Source organism: Enterococcus sp. DIV0802b (assembly GCF_050543535.1).
GTDB lineage: Bacteria > Bacillota > Bacilli > Lactobacillales > Enterococcaceae > Enterococcus_D > Enterococcus_D entomosocium.
The window spans coordinates 2,352,397-2,371,996 of the sequence record NZ_CP172941.1; the positions used below are offsets into that span (position 1 = coordinate 2,352,397).

16 protein-coding genes are annotated in these 19,600 nt (G+C 44.1%); 6 read left to right on the forward strand and 10 right to left on the reverse strand.

The window, feature by feature from the left end; all coding sequences use genetic code 11:
* Window positions 1-35 precede the first annotated feature (35 nt).
* From IGJ12_RS11045 to IGJ12_RS11060, 4 genes are all read left to right on the forward strand, one after another.
* Complete coding sequence (locus tag IGJ12_RS11045; RefSeq protein ID WP_016621521.1) at window positions 36-395, forward strand: hypothetical protein; 360 nt, start codon at window positions 36-38, stop codon at window positions 393-395.
* Window positions 396-544: 149 nt separating this feature from the next.
* Window positions 545-1,087, forward strand: coding sequence for a GNAT family N-acetyltransferase (locus IGJ12_RS11050; protein WP_034878476.1), 543 nt, complete (start codon window positions 545-547; stop codon window positions 1,085-1,087).
* 52 nt (window positions 1,088-1,139) lie between these two features.
* On the forward strand, window positions 1,140-2,870 hold the full coding sequence (locus IGJ12_RS11055) for an ABC transporter ATP-binding protein (RefSeq protein ID WP_430619027.1): 1,731 nt from the start codon (window positions 1,140-1,142) through the stop codon (window positions 2,868-2,870).
* The gene (locus IGJ12_RS11060) at window positions 2,867-4,621 is read left to right on the forward strand and encodes an ABC transporter ATP-binding protein (RefSeq protein WP_061054371.1); all 1,755 of its coding nucleotides are present in this window, start codon (window positions 2,867-2,869) and stop codon (window positions 4,619-4,621) included. The genes IGJ12_RS11055 and IGJ12_RS11060 overlap by 4 nt, the downstream gene beginning before the upstream one ends.
* A 69-nt stretch (window positions 4,622-4,690) precedes the next feature.
* On the opposite strand, the gene IGJ12_RS11065 is transcribed toward IGJ12_RS11060, so the two are convergent.
* From IGJ12_RS11065 to IGJ12_RS11090, 6 genes are all read right to left on the reverse strand, one after another.
* Window positions 4,691-4,963 carry a GNAT family N-acetyltransferase gene (locus IGJ12_RS11065; RefSeq protein WP_430619028.1) on the reverse strand — a complete coding sequence of 91 codons (273 nt, stop codon included), beginning with the start codon at window positions 4,961-4,963 and terminating at the stop codon, window positions 4,691-4,693.
* The gene (locus IGJ12_RS11070; protein WP_430619029.1) at window positions 4,951-5,229 is read right to left on the reverse strand and encodes a (4Fe-4S)-binding protein; all 279 of its coding nucleotides are present in this window, start codon (window positions 5,227-5,229) and stop codon (window positions 4,951-4,953) included. The genes IGJ12_RS11065 and IGJ12_RS11070 overlap by 13 nt, the downstream gene beginning before the upstream one ends.
* 190 nt (window positions 5,230-5,419) lie before the next feature.
* Entirely contained in the window at window positions 5,420-7,612 is a 2,193-nt protein-coding gene (locus IGJ12_RS11075) for an alpha-galactosidase (protein ID WP_430619030.1), read from the reverse strand.
* 40 nt (window positions 7,613-7,652) lie between these two features.
* Window positions 7,653-8,474: a carbohydrate ABC transporter permease gene (locus tag IGJ12_RS11080; protein WP_010747842.1), complete on the reverse strand. Its 822-nt coding sequence runs from the start codon at window positions 8,472-8,474 to the stop codon at window positions 7,653-7,655.
* The gene (locus IGJ12_RS11085; protein ID WP_005225588.1) at window positions 8,471-9,346 is read right to left on the reverse strand and encodes a carbohydrate ABC transporter permease; all 876 of its coding nucleotides are present in this window, start codon (window positions 9,344-9,346) and stop codon (window positions 8,471-8,473) included. The genes IGJ12_RS11080 and IGJ12_RS11085 overlap by 4 nt, the downstream gene beginning before the upstream one ends.
* A 61-nt stretch (window positions 9,347-9,407) precedes the next feature.
* Entirely contained in the window at window positions 9,408-10,697 is a 1,290-nt protein-coding gene (locus tag IGJ12_RS11090) for an ABC transporter substrate-binding protein (protein ID WP_005234924.1), read from the reverse strand.
* A 168-nt stretch (window positions 10,698-10,865) separates the two neighbouring features.
* On the opposite strand from IGJ12_RS11090, the gene IGJ12_RS11095 reads away from it, so the two are divergent.
* The gene (locus tag IGJ12_RS11095; protein WP_087664916.1) at window positions 10,866-12,389 is read left to right on the forward strand and encodes a response regulator transcription factor; all 1,524 of its coding nucleotides are present in this window, start codon (window positions 10,866-10,868) and stop codon (window positions 12,387-12,389) included.
* Complete coding sequence (locus IGJ12_RS11100; RefSeq protein WP_430619031.1) at window positions 12,386-14,089, forward strand: sensor histidine kinase; 1,704 nt, start codon at window positions 12,386-12,388, stop codon at window positions 14,087-14,089. The genes IGJ12_RS11095 and IGJ12_RS11100 overlap by 4 nt, the downstream gene beginning before the upstream one ends.
* 109 nt (window positions 14,090-14,198) lie before the next feature.
* Here IGJ12_RS11100 and yicI read toward each other — a convergent pair whose 3' ends face one another.
* The 4 genes from yicI to IGJ12_RS11120 all read right to left on the reverse strand — a co-directional run bounded on the left by yicI (window position 14,199) and on the right by IGJ12_RS11120 (window position 19,578).
* Window positions 14,199-16,481 (reverse strand): alpha-xylosidase, encoded by a 2,283-nt coding sequence (gene yicI / locus IGJ12_RS11105; RefSeq protein ID WP_430619032.1) that lies wholly within the window; start codon window positions 16,479-16,481, stop codon window positions 14,199-14,201.
* Window positions 16,482-16,493: 12 nt separating this feature from the next.
* Complete coding sequence (locus tag IGJ12_RS11110) at window positions 16,494-17,369, reverse strand: carbohydrate ABC transporter permease (protein WP_430619033.1); 876 nt, start codon at window positions 17,367-17,369, stop codon at window positions 16,494-16,496.
* On the reverse strand, window positions 17,366-18,232 hold the full coding sequence (locus IGJ12_RS11115; protein WP_008378847.1) for a carbohydrate ABC transporter permease: 867 nt from the start codon (window positions 18,230-18,232) through the stop codon (window positions 17,366-17,368). Before IGJ12_RS11115 ends, IGJ12_RS11110 begins: the two co-directional genes overlap by 4 nt.
* A 71-nt stretch (window positions 18,233-18,303) precedes the next feature.
* On the reverse strand, window positions 18,304-19,578 hold the full coding sequence (locus IGJ12_RS11120) for an ABC transporter substrate-binding protein (RefSeq protein ID WP_430619034.1): 1,275 nt from the start codon (window positions 19,576-19,578) through the stop codon (window positions 18,304-18,306).
* Window positions 19,579-19,600 lie beyond the last annotated feature (22 nt).

The following is a 19,600-nucleotide window of genomic DNA, read 5'->3' on the forward strand; positions in this document are numbered from 1 at the left end:
TAAAACAATTCTTACTTATAAGGAGTTTTCTACCCATGTTTCTTTTAAATAAAAAAACCTTCCAAGCGTTGGCAGCCCCCTATTTGACGGAAGGAGCTGTGATCGGCTATGCAAAATGGCAGTCCTTCAATGCCATCACCAGCCGTACCCTGCTCGTCTTAGATGATCAGCAATTGACGATTTTGGCATTGAATCTTTTCTCGACAAAAGTCCTGCAGCACAAAATCGTGCCGCTTGCTGAGCTAAAAAAACAGCACAAAGATCCTGTTGTAGGGATGCTCGTCCCGATTCGCTTTACTTATAAAGGGGAAACCTACCGTTTTCAAATGCAGCGAGTGATTTTGCCCTTGGGGGATTGGCAAAAAACCTTTCTTGCCCGCTGGCAGGCGTGGTAAATAGGCAGCAACTGGCAAGTTCTAATTGTAAAAGAAAGAATTTTCATGAAATTTACACTCTTTTACAAGAAAGTTGTTGTATTTTTCTGATAATGTTTTCGGCTATTTCGTTCTATGGTAAGATGTCCCTAAAGAAATGGAGGCTGTCTATGGTATGTATGGAAAGTGAACGGTTAACGATCCGTCCGTTTCAAGAAAGTGATTTTGCCGATACCTTTGCTATTTATCAGCAAGCGGAAGTTTGCCGTTTCTTACTTCATGAGCCTTGGCAGACAGAAACGGCAGCGGCGTCTTTTGCCAAAAAATGTCAACAGCACACCTTGACGGACCAAGCAGGTCTTTCTTTGGCGGTACTACACGATCAAACGGTCATCGGCGATTTGTCGGTGTGGTCTACTGGTCAGCCGTCTTCCGTTGAAATCGGCTATGCCTTCCATCCGTCATTTGGCGGACAAGGGTTTGCTCAAGAAGCCTTGAAAGAGTTGTTGGACTGGTTGTTTGCCAGTCAGAAGATCCATCGGGTCCAAGCGACGCTAGATGCCCGCAATCAGGCCTCAGCCAAGCTTTGCCAACGGATTGGATTGCGCCAAGAAGCACATTTTATCCAAGACTGGTGGAACAAGGGGGAATGGACCGATAGTTTGGTTTTTGCCTGTTTAGTCAGTGAACATCTTGCTGAAGTTCACTCATAAGCTCATGAGGATGAACAAGTCCGCTCATCCGCAATAATTTAGGAGGTTTTTTATGATAAGCTTGTTACGCTACGCCAAGGATTATCGCAAACAGATTATTCTTGGTCCGTTTTTCAAATTTTTAGAAGCGGTGTTTGAATTGGTCCTGCCTTTACAGATGGCCGCTTTAGTCGATGAGGGCCTACGGCAAAACAATTGGTCGAAGGTCGTTGAAATGACGATCTGGATGATCGTGATGTCCGTGTTGGGGATGATCTGTGCCGTCATCTGTCAGTATTATGCTTCCGTCGCTTCTCAAGGATTCGGGACAGAATTACGCAATCGCTTGATGAAAAAAATCAACACCCTTTCCCATAGCGAACTGAACTTATTCGGTACTGATACGTTGATTACTCGAATGACCAACGACATCAATCAGATGCAGATTGCTTTGGCGATGCTGATTCGGCTGGTTGTCCGGGCGCCCTTCTTAAGTATCGGTTCTGTGATTATGGCCTTTGTCATTGATTGGCAAGCTGGCTTGATTTTCCTACTCGTTTTACCGCTCTTTTGTATCGTCTTATTCTGGATCATCGCCAAAACCGTGCCATTGTATAAGAAAGTTCAAGTCCATTTAGATGAGTTGAATGAGCTAGTTAGTCAAAATTTAAGCGGGATTCGGGTGATTCGTGCCTTTGCCCGCACAAAAACGGAAACGAAACGCTTTGATAAGGCAACTGATGATTTAAGTGATGTCTATTTACGGGTGACAAACCTGTCTGCTTTATTGACGCCTGCCACCACCTTGATCATGAATGTCGGCATTATCACGTTGTTTTATATCGGTGGATTCAAAGTCAATATAGGCAATTTGCAGCAAGGACAAGTGCTGGCACTGGTCAATTACATGAATCAAATGCTCTTAGCATTGATCGTGGTTTCCAACTTAGTGATCATCTTTACCCGTGCGGCAGCATCAGGTTCACGGATCAACGAAGTGTTAACCACTGAGCCATCGATCGGCGATGAACTTTCAGAAGTCTTTATGGATCAGCCGAAAAACAACGTCGGAGCGATTCGCTTTGAACATGTTGATTTCCGCTTTTCAAAAGAATACGGATTAGCTTTGAAAAACATTGATTTCCAAGTCGCGCCGGGGTCTATTTTAGGTATCACTGGACCAACCGGGAGTGGGAAATCTGCCTTGACCCAATTGATCCCCCGCTTCTACGATGTGGCAGATGGCAAAGTGATCGTTGACGGACACGATGTGCGGAAATGGCCTTTACAGCAATTACGCCAAAAAATCGCCATGGTGCCTCAAACCGCCGTGCTGTTTACGGGAACGATTCGAGAAAACTTGCAATGGGGCAAAAAAGAGGCCACCGATGAAGAGTGTTGGCGAGCACTCGAAATCGCTCAAAGCCGCGACTTCGTTGAAGCCTTGCCGCAGCAACTGGATACCCCGATTTTTGAAGGGGGCAAGAACTTTTCTGGGGGACAAAAACAACGGTTAACGATTGCCAGAGCATTGATCGCTAAACCAGATATCTTGATTTTGGATGATTCTCTAAGTGCCCTTGACTATCAAACCGATCTTGATTTGCGGATGGCTTTAAAAGAAAGCATTCGTGGCACGGTCATCATTATCTCTCAACGGGTTCGCTCCATTCAAGATGCGCAGCAGATCTTAGTCTTAGACCAAGGGAATTTAGTAGGCAAAGGGACCCATGAAGAGCTGTTGGCATCTTCAAAAGAATACCAAGAAATCGTCGCATCACAGGCAGAGGAGGAAGAAGCATGAAAAAGAAATCATTCGATTGGTCGGCCTTTCGTCGCTACCTCCCTTATTTGACTGCCTATGCGAAGGAAACTTGGGCAGCAGTTGTCCTCGGGATTGCTGCTGGCGTCTCCTCGGTTTATATGACGTATCAGATTGGTCAAGCCGTCGATCAGCTGATAGGTGCTGATCAAGTGCAATTTAGCACTCTCTATCGTATTTTGCTTCTGTTTGCCGGAGTGGTTTTAGTGACTGTGGTCAGTCAATGGTTGATCCAGCGACTGGGTAACCGCGTGGCGTATTTATCTGTCGCCGATTTGCGCAAAAAAGGTTTTGCGCATCTCAATACATTGCCTTTGCGCTATTATGACCAAAACTCCCACGGCAACATCGTCAGTCGTTTTACCAATGACATGGATAATATTTCCATTGCCGTCGCTGCAGTCTTCAACCAGCTGTTTTCTGGTATTTCGGTCGTCTTGATCGCCTTAGTCGTCATGCTGCAAATGAGTGTGCCCTTAACGTTGGTCGTATTGGTTTCGACCCCGATCATCTTTTTGGTCAACTGGATCGTGGCACGAACGTCACAATCGCATTTTGCTCGGCAACAAGAAATCGTCGGCGAAATTTCTGGCTTTGTTACGGAAATGATCGGCAATCAAAAAATCGTCAAAGCCTTTGATCGAGAAACCATCAACCAAAACCGTTTTGAAACGATCAACCAAGAATTGAATGTCCGGGGGCAAAAGGCACAGTTTTCTTCTTCTTTGACCAATCCCCTTTCACGATTCGTCGATCATTTGGCGTATCTGTCAGTCGGCTTTGTCGGCGGTCTGCTTTACTTTTCTGGTTCAGGTGCTGTCACGGTTGGGATGATTTCCAGCTTTACGATCTACTCCAGTCAGTTTTCGAAACCATTCATTGAATTGTCAGGAATTACGACCCAGATCCAAACGGCATTGGCTGGACTTTCAAGAACCTTTGAGCTGTTGGATCAAGAGCCAGAAACAGCCGATGATCAAGAATCTCAATCACTGGGAGAGATCAAAGGCGAGATTGCCTTTGAGGAGGTGTCTTTTGCTTATGATCCTGGTCAAAAATTGATCGAAGATTTCACTTTTACTGCAAAACCTGGAGAAACCGTCGCAATCGTCGGAAAAACCGGTGCCGGTAAATCGACGTTGGTCAATTTGTTGATGCGTTTCTATGATGTCGATAAAGGCGCGATCAAGATCGATGGCACCGATATTCGTCAGTTGAAACGAGAAGAATTACGGCAAAGCTTCGGAATGGTCTTGCAAGATACATGGCTCTTTGATGCCTCTTTACGAGAAAACTTGCAATACGGAAATGACACTGCCACAGATGAAGAAATCTATGATGCCCTAAAGCATGCCTATATGTATGAATATGTGATGCGCTTACCAGAAACACTAGATACACCGATCGGTCATCAAGGCATCAAGATCTCTGACGGACAACGACAGCTATTGACGATTGCCCGCACGATGATCAGTAACCCACCAATGCTGATTTTGGATGAAGCAACCAGTTCGGTTGATACTCTGACTGAGAAAAAAATTCAAGATGCCTTTTTGAAAATGATGGAAGGCAAAACCAGCTTTGTGATCGCCCATCGGTTATCAACGATTCGAGCAGCAGACAAGATCCTTGTAATGGATGCCGGTCAAATCGTGGAGCAAGGAACCCATGAAGAATTACTGGCAGAACAAGGCTATTACTATCGCCTGTACCATGCTCAATTCCAACATTGATCAGTCATACAACAACCCCCACCACCTCAAAGAGAGCCTCTTGAGTTGGTGGGGGTTGTTTTGGTTGATTTATTGGTCCCAAACATCGGCATATTCTGGTTTGCGTTCAAATTCTTTTTTGGCAAAGGGACACAAAGGAATGATTTTCTTTTGTTCTTTGCGGGCTTTTTCCACCCCTTTTGCCACTAATTTTTCGGCCAGACCTTGGCCCCGATAAGCGGGATCGACAAAGGTATGGTCAATGATCAAGCGCGTTTCGCCCGCTTCCGACCACGTCATTTCACCAATTTCTTTGTCACCGTCTTTTAACACAAATCGAGCATTTTCTTCTAAGATTTCCATGATTGTTCCTCCTTTAACACATACTTTAATGCACCGCTTGGACAGGTATGGATCACTTGTGCCGCTTGGGCTGCTTCCCCATTATCAGGAATCACCCAGGGACGCCGTCCAACTTCAAAAATGGCGGGATTGCCCCGCACACAATTACCGCTGTGGGTGCAGATCTCTTTGTTGTAATAAATATCGATCGCTTCACCACGATACTTCCGATATCCTGCAGTAATCAACCCTTCTTCTGTTTCATTCGCTAGTGGCTGTTCGTCCATGTTGAACACCCTCCTCTTACTGATTGTCAGAAGCAAACTGCCTGCCTCCTCCTTCATCATACGACTTCTCGAGAAAAAAATAAATCATTTGTTCTAAAATAGCCTCTCAGTTGCCGATCATTAGCCAAAAGCTTGCGGCAGCACAATAAAGCGTTCCGTCAAAACAGCATGTTTTGACGGAACGCTTTTTTCATTCGTGGGGCACTTTTGCAACAAAATGAAACCGCTGCGTGGCGTAATCCCCTGCTAAATGAGGATCGATATATAACCCGAGTTGCATCAATTCATCGCCACCGAAGCTCTCTCCCCCGCTTTGATAGGTGAGGTCAGGATCAAGACCAGCCAGCTTTAAAGTAACCAATGGTGCAGAGGCTTCGGCTAAGACTCGGAAGTAAAAGACGATCGCTTCTTTTTTATCTGGAGAAACATACAGCCAGGCGGCGTCATTGCCTTCATAAGGGCTGAGCAGTCGAACAAAGCGGCCCAACTGCAGCAGGCGACGATGTTTTTTATAAAAAGTGATTTGTTCTTTGATTTGCGCTTTTTCTTCTGCTGTCAGCTGTGTTAAATCAAGCTCATAGCCTAGCAAGCCGGACATCGCAGCATTGCCGCGAATCGCTAGATCCGTTGCCCGTTGGGTCTGATGGTTCGGGATCGCTGAGACATGCGCCCCCATGGTGGATGGCGGATAGACCAGACTGGTACCGTACTGGATCTTCAAGCGGGCGATGGCGTCGGTGTTGTCGCTGGTCCAAATCTGCGGCATATAATACAAGAAACCGGCATCAAAACGCCCGCCACCGCCAGAACAGCCTTCAAACAGGATCGTCGGATAGGCAGTGGTCAGTTTCTCGAGGAACTCGTACAAGCCCAGCAGATAGCGATGCGCGACCTCCCCTTGCTGGGCAGGATCGAGGAGCAAGGAATAGACATCCGACAGACTGCGGTTCATGTCCCATTTGATATAGTCGATGGCAACCGTATCAAACAGTTGGGATAATTGCTGATAGAGATGGTCTCTGACATCTTGTCGAGAAAAGTCCAACACATACTGACTGCGGCTAAGCGCTGGCTTGCGATTGGGTACTTGTAACAGCCAATCAGGGTGCTGTCGGTTTAGTTCACTGTCACCAGAAATCATTTCTGGTTCCAGCCAAAGCCCGAATTGCAGCCCTTTGTCATGGACTTTTTGGGCAAATCCTGCCAAGCCAGAAGCTAGCTTGCCTTCGTTTTCAAACCAATCGCCTAATGAGGTTTGGTCATCTTCTCGCTGACCAAACCAGCCGTCATCCAAAACAAACAGTTCGATTCCCAGCTCCTTCGCTTCATCAACGAGGGCATCCAGTTTTTCTTCATTGAAATCAAAGTACGTTGCTTCCCAGTTATTGATCAGGATCGGCCGTTCTTGCTTTTTGTATTTGCCCCGAATCAAATGCTCATCATAAAAGTCATGATAGGTGGCTGACAGCTGGTTCAAGCCAGCCTCACTATAAGCAATCACGGCTTCTGGGGCTTGAAAGCTTTCAGTTGGCGGCAATTGCCAGGCAAATTGATGGCTGTTGATCCCCATGATCACACGAGTCTGATGGTAAGGATCTTTTTCGATGATAATTTCATGGTTGCCACTATACAGCAAACTAAAACCAAAACACTCCCCAGCAAACTCCGTAGCATTAGGTTCCAGTATGACGGCAAAGGGATTTTGCTGATGGCTACTGGAACCACGCTTGCTGTCCAAACGCTTGATGCCGCGATTGATTGGTTCTCGGGTGACTTGGCGTTCTTTCGCCCATGCCCCCGGCAAGTGGATCAAATCAAAGGGACGGTTAGGAAAATCGAGCGCTTGACTCGCCAGCTGCTCGATCGTAACAGGCTGGTTTCCGTGGTTGATTACTTTACTTGAGCGGACGATCACTGCCGCATCCTCGAAAATCGTGTAAAACAGCTGCAGTTCGAGTCCCGTCACATCATCTTTTAAGGACAGAATCAGTGTTTCGATCCCGTCGACGGCACCATGGGTCTGAGGCAATCCTGCTAGGGCGGGTTTGCCTTGTTGAATCTGGTAATCACTAAAGACAAAATGGCTGACTCGGCTACCGTTAGACTGGCGAATCCTATAAGCTGCTTCTCGAAAATCTCCGAAGCCGTTGCCAGGAAATTCCATCATCAAGGTGTCTAATGAGAAAAGTCGGTCGCTGCTGTCTGGGGGATTGGGCGAAAAGGACCGATCAAGACGTGGATAACGATAGCCGCCAGAATAATGAGCGATTTTTTTTCCAAAATAAAGGTGTGCCACATTGCCCCCTTCTTCTATTTGTATGAGATAGCTGATTTGATCGTTGCTTAAATGAAAGACGTTTAATTGTTTGTCAAAAAGAATCATATCGTACCCTCTACTTTATAATTGTTCGCTGATGCCCCGCTTATTTCACGGATCCCAGCATACCTTGGACAAATTGTTTTTGTAAAACGAAGAAAATGATGGCCGTTGGCAGTGTGGCGATCACAATGCCGCACATCATCATGCCATAATCAGGTGTATAAGAAGCACCCATAGCCGAAAGAACCAGTGGAACGGTCCGTTTGTCTGGTGATTGCAAGGCAACTAATGGCCACAAATAATTGTTCCAGCTGCCCATAAACGTAATGATCGCGGCAGCTGCATAAGTATTTTTAGCCGTCGGCATGTAGACTCTAAAGAAAATACTTAGTTCATTCAAGCCATCGATCCGAGCAGCTTCGACTAATTCTCTAGGGAATGCCTTGATGTTTTGGCGGAAAAAGAAAATCAAAAAGGCGGTACAGACCGAGGGCAAAATCACGACAGCGAAGGTATTGATTCCGATCGGTGTGCCGCTAAGCTTGCTGAACATCCGATAGAGCGGGATCATTAGCGCGGCAAAAGGCACCATCATCGACAGCAGTAGAATATTAAAGATGCGGTCTTTGGTTTTCGTTCGATAAATCTCAAAGCCATACCCTGCCATGGAGGAGAACAACAGCGCAAAGACGGTCGTAATCACGGCAATCACTGCGGAATTGCCTAATGCCCGAGTAAAATTCAAATCGGAAGAAAAAAGATTTTGGAAGTTGATCACCAATTGATCCCCAATCATGATTTTTCCAGCAACGATATCAAAGGTTTGATTGGTCATCCCTAGAATCATCCAAACAAATGGAAAAATAGAGATGAAAGCCAAAATCGCCAGAAAGACGTATTTTAAAGTGAGTGAGATTGTTTTCAATTTTCTTTTCCTCCTATTTTCGTTTGGATGATCGATAAAATCACGATTGCAATCACGATAACAAAGGAGACCGCAGCGGCATACCCAAAGTTTGGCGTGAATTTGTAACTTAAATTGTAGATGTATTGTGACAAGGTCGTCGTAGCATTGGCTGGTCCACCGCCAGTAATATTTTGAACTTCATCGAATAATTGCAGCGTACCGATCGTTGAAGTGATCGTGGTAAATAGGATGATTGGACGCAAGTTGGGAATCGTGATTTTGAAGAATTGATCCCATTTTGAAGCGCCATCGATCTCTGCCGCTTCATAAATACTTGGATCGATATTCTGCATGCCTGAGATGAAAAAGATCATATTGTAGCCGGTCCAACGCCACGTGATGGCAAAAATAATCAGTACTTTTGCCCAAAAAGGATCTGTCAACCATTGGATCGGCGCATCGATCAGATGTAGCTGCGTCAAAAAGTTATTGACTAACCCGTTTGCCGAAAAGAGACTTTTCATGATCAAGGAATAAGAAACCAAGGATGTGATACATGGTAAAAACAAGGCGGTGCGGAACAGCCCTTTAAATTTCAATTTTTTGTCATTCAATATGTTCGATACGATCAGCGCCAAAAAGAGCATGATCGGAACTTGTACTAATAAGTATAAAAACGTATTGCCAAAGGCTTTTTTAAAGGTTGAGTCGCTCAACATCCGCTGATAGTTGCCAAGACCGTTAAAGGTCATCGCTGTCGGTGGTCCTGATTGGAATGACGTGAACAATGCCGAGACCATCGGGATAAAGACCAGCATCGTGATCAAAATGACGGGTAAGGTAATAAAGGCATTGCCGTTTGCAAACCAATTTTTTGTTTTGTTTTTCATTGTAATTCCCCCTTAACACAGAAACTCGCGATCGCTCACGAGTTTCTGCAAAGTTGTTCGATTAGTTTGCAATTTGTGCTTCCACTTGTGATTGTGCTTCTTCTAATACTTTATCGATGTCTTCACCGTTGATCACTCGTTGCAAGCTTTCAGTCAAGACGGATTCAATGGCATAGGTGTGATTGCCGTAGTTCACGGCTGGAATTTCTTGTGACCATTGTGAGAAATCTTGGAAGACTTTTTGACCGCCATAGAAATCAAGACCCGACGTATATTCTTCCGTTTCTTCTGCAGCATTCATGGTTGAAACTAAACCGATCTCGGTAGCTAATGTACCCATCAATTCTTTGTTTGAAGCAAAGGTATTGGCTAAAAAGTCTTTGGCATTTTCTTCGCCGTCAACCCCTTTGATCACGTACCAGCCTGCTCCGCCGATGCTGGAAGCATTGACTGAATTGCTATCGCCAGCGATGGATGGGATCGGAGCGATCGCCCATTTGCCGCTTTGATCTTCAGCGCCTTGAATTGTGCTAGAATACCACGCACCGGTTGGCGCAGACGCAACATTCCCCGATTGAACAGCATTGACCCCGCCATCCCAATCGGAAACTTGTTCAACTAAGCCTTCATTCAACAATGTTGCCAAGACAGTTAGACCGGCTTTGAAGGATTCATTGTCTTTGATGGTCACGGTGGAGCCATCTTCACCGGTATACCATTCGCCTGCCGATTGCATAATGATTCGTGCCAAGCCAAGATCGCTTGGGTCTAACGACATCATAGCGTGACCCGTTTTTTCTTTGACATCTTTGGCAATGCTGATAAAATCATCCCAGGTAATATCTTGGAGATCCGCTTGCTCATAGCCTGCATCGGTCAAATAATCTGTGCGGTAAAATAGTCCTGCGACGCCACTGTCAAATGGCACCCCATAAATGACATCGTCGACTTTATTGACCGCAAATTTATAGCTGGAGAAATCCTCCTCATTCACGATATCCGTTAGATCACTAAACGCATCTGGATAAGAAGAAAGGTACCCTTGGATGCGGTAGTCTTCGATCAAGACGATATTTGGCAGTCCGTCCGTATTTCCTGATGCCAGACTAGTATTCAATTTTTGGACGATATCATCTTGCGACATCGTCACAACTTCCACATCGACATCTTGATTTTCATACACTTTTTTGGCTTCATTGACTGCCTTGATGTTGAAGGTCTCATCCCATGCCCAGACCGTGACTTTGTTTGAGGACTCGCCGGAATCCCCAGAGCTTGTGTTGCTGTTTCCGCAAGCCGCCAAAGTCAGCACTGCAGCCGCCGTTACCATCGATGCAAGTAGTTTTTTCATTTTTATCCCTCTTTCCTTTTATTTACAAGGCTAACTATACACTGATTTTGTAACCGTATTCAACGATTATGAAAGAGCTTACTAAATTTGTCCAAAAATAGAAAAAAGTTACAATACCTTTCTTTTTTGAAAGCGTTTATAATAAAGAAGAGATATAGGGGGGATACCATGACTATTTTACGCACGGTCTTAGTCGTTGATGATGAGGCAACGATCCGAGATGGATTGAAACATATGATACGTTGGGAGCAAGAAGGGTTCCGTCTCTTAGGCGATGCAGCGAACGGGCAAGAAGCATTGGCGCTGATCCATGAGCTAAATCCCGACATCGTGATTACGGATTTGAAAATGCCACAAATGGACGGCCTTCAACTCACAACGATCATTCAACAACAATATCCAGAAGTCCATTTTTTGGTCTTGAGCAGCTACGATGATTTCCAATATGTCAGTCAATCTTTTAGAAATGGTGCCGTAGATTATCTTTTAAAACCGACACTGACACCGACACTCTTGTTGAAGACGCTACACAACATCACACAAAAGCTGTCACATACAAAAGGCTCCGTGACTGAGGAGACGCAGCTGCAAGAATCGTTGAATCGCTATTTAGCAGGGTATGAAGAACCGTTGGCTCCTTTGGCGGACTACCTTGCATTGGGTCAGCCGCAACAGCAAGCCCAAATTTTGACCACCAATTTTAGCGGCTTTCGTGCCAATAATCAGCTGCTACATGCGTTGACAGAATTTACTCAATCACAACCGCAGGTAAAGACGCTCTTTTTTCAAACCAGTAATAAAGATGCCGGCTTAGTGATCAGTTATCCAGAAGGAACGGATGTTTATTCCTCCTTGAAAGAAACGTTGGAGCAATTGCGTTTTACCGAGCCAGATGCCTTCTTTACTTTCAGTGTGCCCTTTCGAAAGATTGAGCAGTTACGGGATCATTTTGTGACCCTTAAAGCCAAAAGCCAAGGACAATCGTTTTTTTATAAACGCCAACGGTTGGTGCAAGAACACGAACTCTTTTTGTACATCGAAAGTGATCGCTTTGATACTAAGAAGTTCTTACGGGCTTTGTTAGACAACAACTTTTTGCTAGGAATCACCAGAATCGAGGAATATTTTAATGACATGATTTTATCCAATGTCGATCCGACATTTTTAAAACAGCAGGCCAGCAGTATTTTTTACACGTTACTCTCCCGCTTGGAAGAAGAATTTCCCACTGCTCCCCGCTTTAGCCGCTTAAAAGCTGAATTTTTGCATGCTATCGGTCACGTGCAGTATTTGGAAGATTTTTCTGATTTATTGTTGGCGACCATCGATGATATTCGTCAACAGCTGACGACCTTATCACCGCTGGATGAAGATGATCTACTCGTTGCGATCCAGCGCTTTATTCAAGACAACTACACCAAAAGTCTGTCTTTGTCTGAACTGGCTGAAACCTTTCATTTTAGTTACACCTATCTTTCGGCTTTTCTTTCTGCAAAACTGAAAATGAGCTTTTCTGAGTACGTTAAGAAAACCCGTTTGGATAAAGCCAAAGAACTGCTGACACAATCTGATCTGAATCTATCTGAAATCAGTGAAGCGGTCGGGTATTCGGATATCAGCTATTTTTCTCGTATCTTTAAGAAAGAATGTCAGGTCACTCCATCGAAGTATCGGCGGTTGAATCAATTATGAAAATCAACCAATGGATTCAGAAAAATGAATTATTCAGTCGGATCTTCCTCTTTGTTGTCGTCGGGGTCATTAGTGTATGTCTGCTAACCGTCGTCGTGATCTATGGTCGCTCGAAAGATGCCTATGTTGCTTCGTACCAAAGCTCCAATCAGCTACTGCTGGAAAAAATCCAAGAAGATTATGAGCGTCTGAACGAGAATATCCATCGGATTTTTGACATTGTCGATGAAAGCAAAGCCGTTGAAACTTACTTAGAAGGCGACATGAATCAAGGGCGCACGATTTTAGAATTAAACGAGCAATTAAAAGACACCCGCTCTTTGTTTCAAGACATCCCCTCGAATTTAGTGTTGATAGGGGTCAACGGAGGTACTTTTTTTCAAAACGATGCGGTTCGCAATCAATCGGTGGATGATTTTCTCGCCAGTGCCTTTATCCAGCAGATCAATGACAATGACGCCATCAGTCAGTATTATTTCTTGGACCAAGGCTTAAGTACCTCCACCAGCGACTCCCCCGGCTTGATGTACGTGCGCAAATTAATGAAAGAAGAAACGATTTTCGGCTATGCCCTGATTTTCTTAAAGGAATCTGATTTTTCTTCGATCTATCGTCAACTCTTAGATACCAGTCTTCACTCGATCTATATCGTCAATGAGCAGAATCAAATTCTCTCCACTTCTGATCCGAGCCTTTTAGGCATGCCGTTTGAGGATCGTCTCGTCACGGTCAAAAGAGATACTAGCATCAATCAGCTGCCCCTTTATTCGTATCACTTTACTTTTTATGATGTTTTGGATGAATCGCATCTGGTACGCAATATGAATCTGATCAAGCCAGCTCTTTTGATTTCTGTCGTCAGTATTTTACTCTTTAGTCTGCTGGCATTTTGGATCATCCGCAACATCACCCAACCGATTTATCAGCTGATCGCCAAGCTGCCGGCGGTCACGCAAGGCGATTTCAGCGATAAAGTCACCATCAACGGGACGTATGAAACGCGAGAATTGGGGCGTGCCTATAACTTGATGCTGGAGGACTTGGAATCTTATGTCGATCATTTAATGGTTACAGAAGCTGAAAAACGCAAGTTCGAGATTCGTTCACTGCAAATGCAGATCCAACCGCATTTTGTCTACAACACCTTGACTGCTATCAAGTTTTTGATCTGGCAAAACGAGCAAGAGGCCGCCACCCAAGCGATTGAAAGTTTTGTCCAATTGTTGCGGCATACCTTTAACCGCAAAGAGATCGTCTCTTTAAAGGATGAGCTAGCGATCGTGGAAGAATACCTCGTTTTAATGAACGTGCGTTATGGCAATCGCATCCAATCGACGATTTTTTCTGAAGATGGCTGCGAAGATATTCTCGTACCGAAGATGATTTTGCAACCGATTATTGAAAATGCCTACTTGCATGCCTTTCCCGAAGAGGATTCAGGATTGATCCAGATTTTTTCTCGTGTCAGTAAGGAAGGCCTGAAAATTGAGATCATCGATACGGGCATCGGGTTCAATGAAGAGCACCCAACCAGCTCCGCCAACCATTTTGAACACTATTCGGGTATTGGCTTGGACAATATTGATCAGCGTATCAAGCTGCTCTATGGGGAAAAATACGGATTGACTGTAGAATCACGCATCAACGAAGGAACCACCGTTCGCTTGCTGCTGCCGATCCAGCGGGAGGAACAAAACTGAGCCAAAGAACTAGGTCTGCACTTTGCCGTTAGTTCTTTAATGCTTTGTTCACTACAAAAAACCTACCGTCCTTGATAGATACCCATCAAGAACGGTAGGTTTTGTTTCCCTATTCAAAGACGGTCATTTCTTGTCCGTCCATAGTGATCAAGCTGCCAAAAGGATGTCGTTGGGCATTTGCAAAGCTTCGATTGCGAAACAGCACCTGAACCTTTCCCAACCCTTCCATACAAATTCGATAACCGCTTCCTTCTGGTTCAATAGAAATTGTTCCAGTTGGCACGCCTTGCTGATCACAGACTTCAGCAGAAACTGCTTCCGTTATTTCAAAGGCATGAACGATCAGGTTTTTGTTGTAGTCATAGGCGGCGGTCTGTTCAATGCTTCCTTCAATGATCAGTGAATTCGGTCGTACCATCAACGGTAGATGGAAATAGTCATAGCGTTCTTCCCACCATTTTTGGCCTTCATAGCGTTTGTTGTCTAAATAATTTGTCCAAGTTCCAGCTGGCAGATAGAACGGAACCTTTCCTTGCTCATTAAAAATCGGCGCAACTAGTAAGCGATCCCCCAGCATATACTGCTTATCAATGGCATAAACCGTCTGATCCTCTGGGAACTCTAGCATCAATGGACGCATCAGGGGAATGCCCGTTTTTGCAGTGTCTGCTGCTTGACGATAAATATAAGGCATCAGGCGGTTTTTCAATTTTGAAAAAGATTGACTGACTTTTGCTGCTTCTTCTCCAAAATTCCATGGTACCCGATATTCAACATTGCCATGGTAACGACTGTGGGTCGACAATAAACCAAATTGCGTCCAACGTTTATACAAGTCGGGTGTCGCTTGTTCTTCAAACCCGCCGATATCATGGCTCCAAAATCCAAAACCAGATAAGACAAAGGATAAGCCACCGCGGAGAGACTCTGCCATCGAAGAATATTCAGATAAATTGTCGCCTCCCCAATGGACAGGAAATTTTTGGGAACCGACAGAAGCAGAACGGGCAAAAAGAACGGCTTGATTTTCCCGCATTTCCGCCAGCAGTTCAAAGACGGTTTCATTGTATAGATAGGCATAATAATTGTGCATTTTTTTTGGATCTGATCCGTCATAATAGACGGCATCTTCAGGGATCCGCTCACCGAAATCCGTCTTAAAGGAATCAACACCTAATTCAATCAATTCCTTTAAGCGATCTTTATACCATTGACGAGCCTCTGGATTGGTAAAATCAATGATCCCTTGTCCAGCTTGCCAAAGATCCCACTGCCAGACTTCACCTGCATGGTTCTTAATAAAGTACCCTTTCTCTTTGCATTCTTGGTATACAGAGGCTTTTTGCCCAATGTAAGGGTTGATCCATAAACTGACTTTTAATCCTTTCTCATGGATTTTCTTTAGTAATCCTTTCGGATCAGGAAACAATTCGTCATTCCATTCAAACCCACACCATTCAAATTCCTTCATCCAGAAACAATCAAAATGAAAGACATCAAATGGAATATCACGAGCTCGCATTTCATCGATAAAGTGCATCACTGTTTCTTCACTATAATCAGTCGTAAATGAAGTGGATAGCCATAAGCCAAAAGACCACGCTGGCGGTAAGGCGGGTTTTCCTGTCATGTCGGTGTATTTTTCTAGAATGGCTTTCATATCTGGTCCATAGATGATGTAATAGTCCAGACGCTGCCCCTCGACACTGAATTGCGTGCGGGAAACGTTCTCAGAAGCCACTTCAAAGGAAACCGCTTCGGGATGATCAACAAAAATACCGTAGCCTTTATTCGTTAAATAAAACGGAATATTTTTGTATGCCTGCTCGCTACCCGTACCACCGTCTTGATTCCAAATATCAACGGTTTGACCGTTCTTGATAAAAGGAGTGAACCGTTCCCCTAATCCGTAAACAAGTTCATAAGGATCTAGCGAAAGCTGTTCTCGCATATACTGCTTGCCGTCATTTCCCGAAATTTTAGCCTGTGCTTTAGGCATGGAAGAAGTCAACAAGCTACCTTCTCCGAAAAAGTCGATTTTAAAAGCCGCTTGTTTAGGGACTTTCGCTTCCAATGATCCAGATTTGAAGATATACATGTCTTCGTTATCGGTATCGATCTTCACGTCTGCCGGTTGAGTATCTAGTGCAAACGACGGGGCCTGCATCGTCTGGTCATGATGCACCAAGCTGACTTTGATCACATCGTTTTGCGGAGTCGAAAACGTGAGTGTGGTTAAACCAAGGTTTAAGGTATCGCCACGCCGCTGAATCTCTTGATAGGGCAGATAAAGGGTCAATTGCTCCTTTTCTACCTTATGATCATAAGCAATTCGGGGATGTTCGAGTTGGACGCCTTCTTTTGCCAGCCAATAGCCATTTGTAAATTTCATCTTCTTTTCCTCCTACTTTACTGCACCATCTGAGATGCCTTTCACTACATGTTTTTGCAAGGCAATAAACAAGAGAATGATTGGCAGAACAACGATCACCAGAGCGGCTAGCGCTAAATGCCATTGCTTGTTAAATTCGCCGAAGAAATAAAACATCCGCAAGGGAATCGTATACATTCCGGCTTTATTAATACTTAATGAAGGCAATAAATAGTCATTCCAAAACCACAATGTATTCAAAACAATCACCGTTACCGTCGTTGGTTTCAACAAAGGAAATATTACTTTCCAATAAATCTGAAAGGTATTCGCCCCATCAATGATCGCTGCTTCATCCAGCGAACGTGGAATGCCTCTTAACGCACCATAATACAAAAAAGTCGACATACTGACAGCCAATCCCAAGTACATTATCATTAGACCCGGCTGATTTAACAAATTCATTCGTCCAAAAAGAGAAATCAGTGGAATCATGATCCCTTGAAAAGGGATCAGCAAGCCGATGGCAACAACAAAATAGAGGACTGAACTTAAGCGGCTGGTATTTCTCGATAAAGCGTATGCTGCCATTGAAGAAACAAAGACCACCAAGATCAAAGAACCGATAGTAATCAACAATGAATTCATTAAACTTCTGATGAAATCCAGTTTTTCTAACGCCTCTTGATAATTCTCAAAGGACAATCCGCCAGGCAGCGACAACGTACTCTGAAAGATCTCTGCTTTTGTTTTAAATGAATTGATCACGATTAAGAAAAACGGATAAAACCATAAGCACGCAAGTAAAAGACCACTTACGATCAGCAGACTGTGCTGCAGCTTTTTTTTCTTCTGCCGTCTACTTTTTGTATTCCCCTTTTTAGTAGAGGAGTGACGAGTCTCGATCATGCGCTGATCTCCTTTCTGCGGGTAATTGAGATTTGAATAATGGAAATAATGACAATGATCACCAGAAATATCATCGCTTTTGACTGAGCAAAGCCCATTTTTCTCATTGAAAAAGCTTCATTGTAAATATTCATGGCTGCCATCTGAGTCGAATTGAACGGTCCGCCCTGTGTCAACGCCAAGTTTTGATCATAGATTTTAAAGGCATTTGACAGCGTCAAAAACAATGTTACGGTAAACGCGGGCATCAGCATGGGTAGTTTGATTCGGAAAAAGACTTGTAGCGGATTGGCGCCGTCCATATCTGCTGCTTCTAAAATTTCTTCTGGAATATTATTTAGAAACGAAATATAGATCAACATCATATACCCGCTCATCTGCCAGACGAACAAGATAACCAAACCCCAAAAACCTGTTTCTGGTGTATTCAACCAGCCATTAAAAAAATTGATCCCAGTCAAATCGGCGATACTCTCGAATGCTTTGTTAAAAATAAATTGCCATATAAATCCTAGTATGATCCCACCAATTAAGTTCGGCATGAAAAAGACGGTCCGAAATAGAGTGGTCCAGCGTCCCAGTTTTTGCGTGACTAAAGTTGCTAACAACAGCGCGATGACATTGATCAAGATCACACTGTAAACAGAAAATTTCGCCGTGAACAACAAGCTGTTAATGAACGCCTGATCTTTAAAAGCGCGCAAGTAGTTTTCCAATCCGATAAAGTCGCTGATCGTATTGCCGTTCCAGTTGGTCAGTGAGTAATATCCCCCTGTAAATAAAGGAATAAACAGAACGACCAATAATGCGACGAATGCCGGTGCTAGCAGCAGCCAAAATGATTTTGAACGATTTGTTAACATACAGCTCCTCCTATGATTTCCTTGATTTTGCCTATCCTGCGCGCATCACTGCAGGATAGGCATCACTTTGGTTATTGACGTTCTTGCGCCCAGCTGCTTTTCAGCTGATCAGTAAACTCAGTCCATGAGATTTGATCGGCTGCATAAGCCTGGAACTGAACCCCAAAAATATTTTGTCCGTATCCATCTGGATAAGAGTTATGGACCCAAGGAACCGTTTGGCCATTCGTTAAATACGTATAAATGTCATTGGACAACGGATCAGAAATATCGTCACTGGAGAAGTTCGTATAAGCTGGAATAAACTCAAAATCATCGATGATCGCGGTCATCGTCTCTTCATCGGTATACATCCATGTCAAAAATTGTATGGAGGCATCGATCACTTCTTGTTCCTTATCTTTGTTGACACCCCAATACCAAGCTGGTCCGGCTACAATTTTGCTGCCGTCTCCCACTTGCATTGGGACGATCGCTAATTTTTCTTTTGCAAATGTATCATCCAAACTGTTTAATGTAGGAACGATCCAATTGCCTTGATGAATGATGGCAACCTTCTCACTAGCAAATAATTCTTCGACTGACGTGCTGTAATCCATTGATTCCAACGGTTGAGCATTGTATTGGATCGCCAGATCAGCGTAGTCTTTCAGTTGTGCCTCATAAGTTAAATGAAGCTCTTTGGCTTCCAGTGTTTCTTTCAAGCTATCATTAAATTCAGGTGCAAAAAAGTTCGAACTGAATTGACTGGAAACCCATGTTTCACCGCCGCTGAAGCCGAATACACCGTCTAATCCTAACTCTTCTTTCTTACTATCTAACGTTTCTACTGCCTCCTTAAAATCGGCAAATGTTTCAATCGCTTCACTATCGATTCCCGCTTGCTGAAACAGCTCTTTATTGATCAGCCAACCGTAGCCTTCGATATTCATCGGCAAGCCATAGACTGTCTCATTCAGTGTTGCCCCTTCCAACGTTCCCTCAATTGCTTTTTGGGCTAATTCTGTTTCCCCAAGGTCATATAACTTGTGTTCCCATGTTTGCGTATCTGCTAGTCCCCCCAGCATAAAAATGTCCGGTTCATCACCAGATGAAAATTTTGATTGGAGAGCCGCTGTGGCGTCCGTTCCTCCACCTACAGTAGTCATATTGATTTTTATGTCCTCATGGCTTTCTTCAAAAGCCGCAACCAATCGATCCATCTGTTCTGCAGTCTCTGTCTTGATGTTAAAAACTTCTAGTGTTACACTACCATCATCTGAGGTACCGCTTCCAGAATTTCCGCAACCAGCAATTCCGATCACACTTAACATAGTAGCAGCCGTCAACAAAATTCTCTTTTTCATCATTGTTCCCTCCTCAATCAAT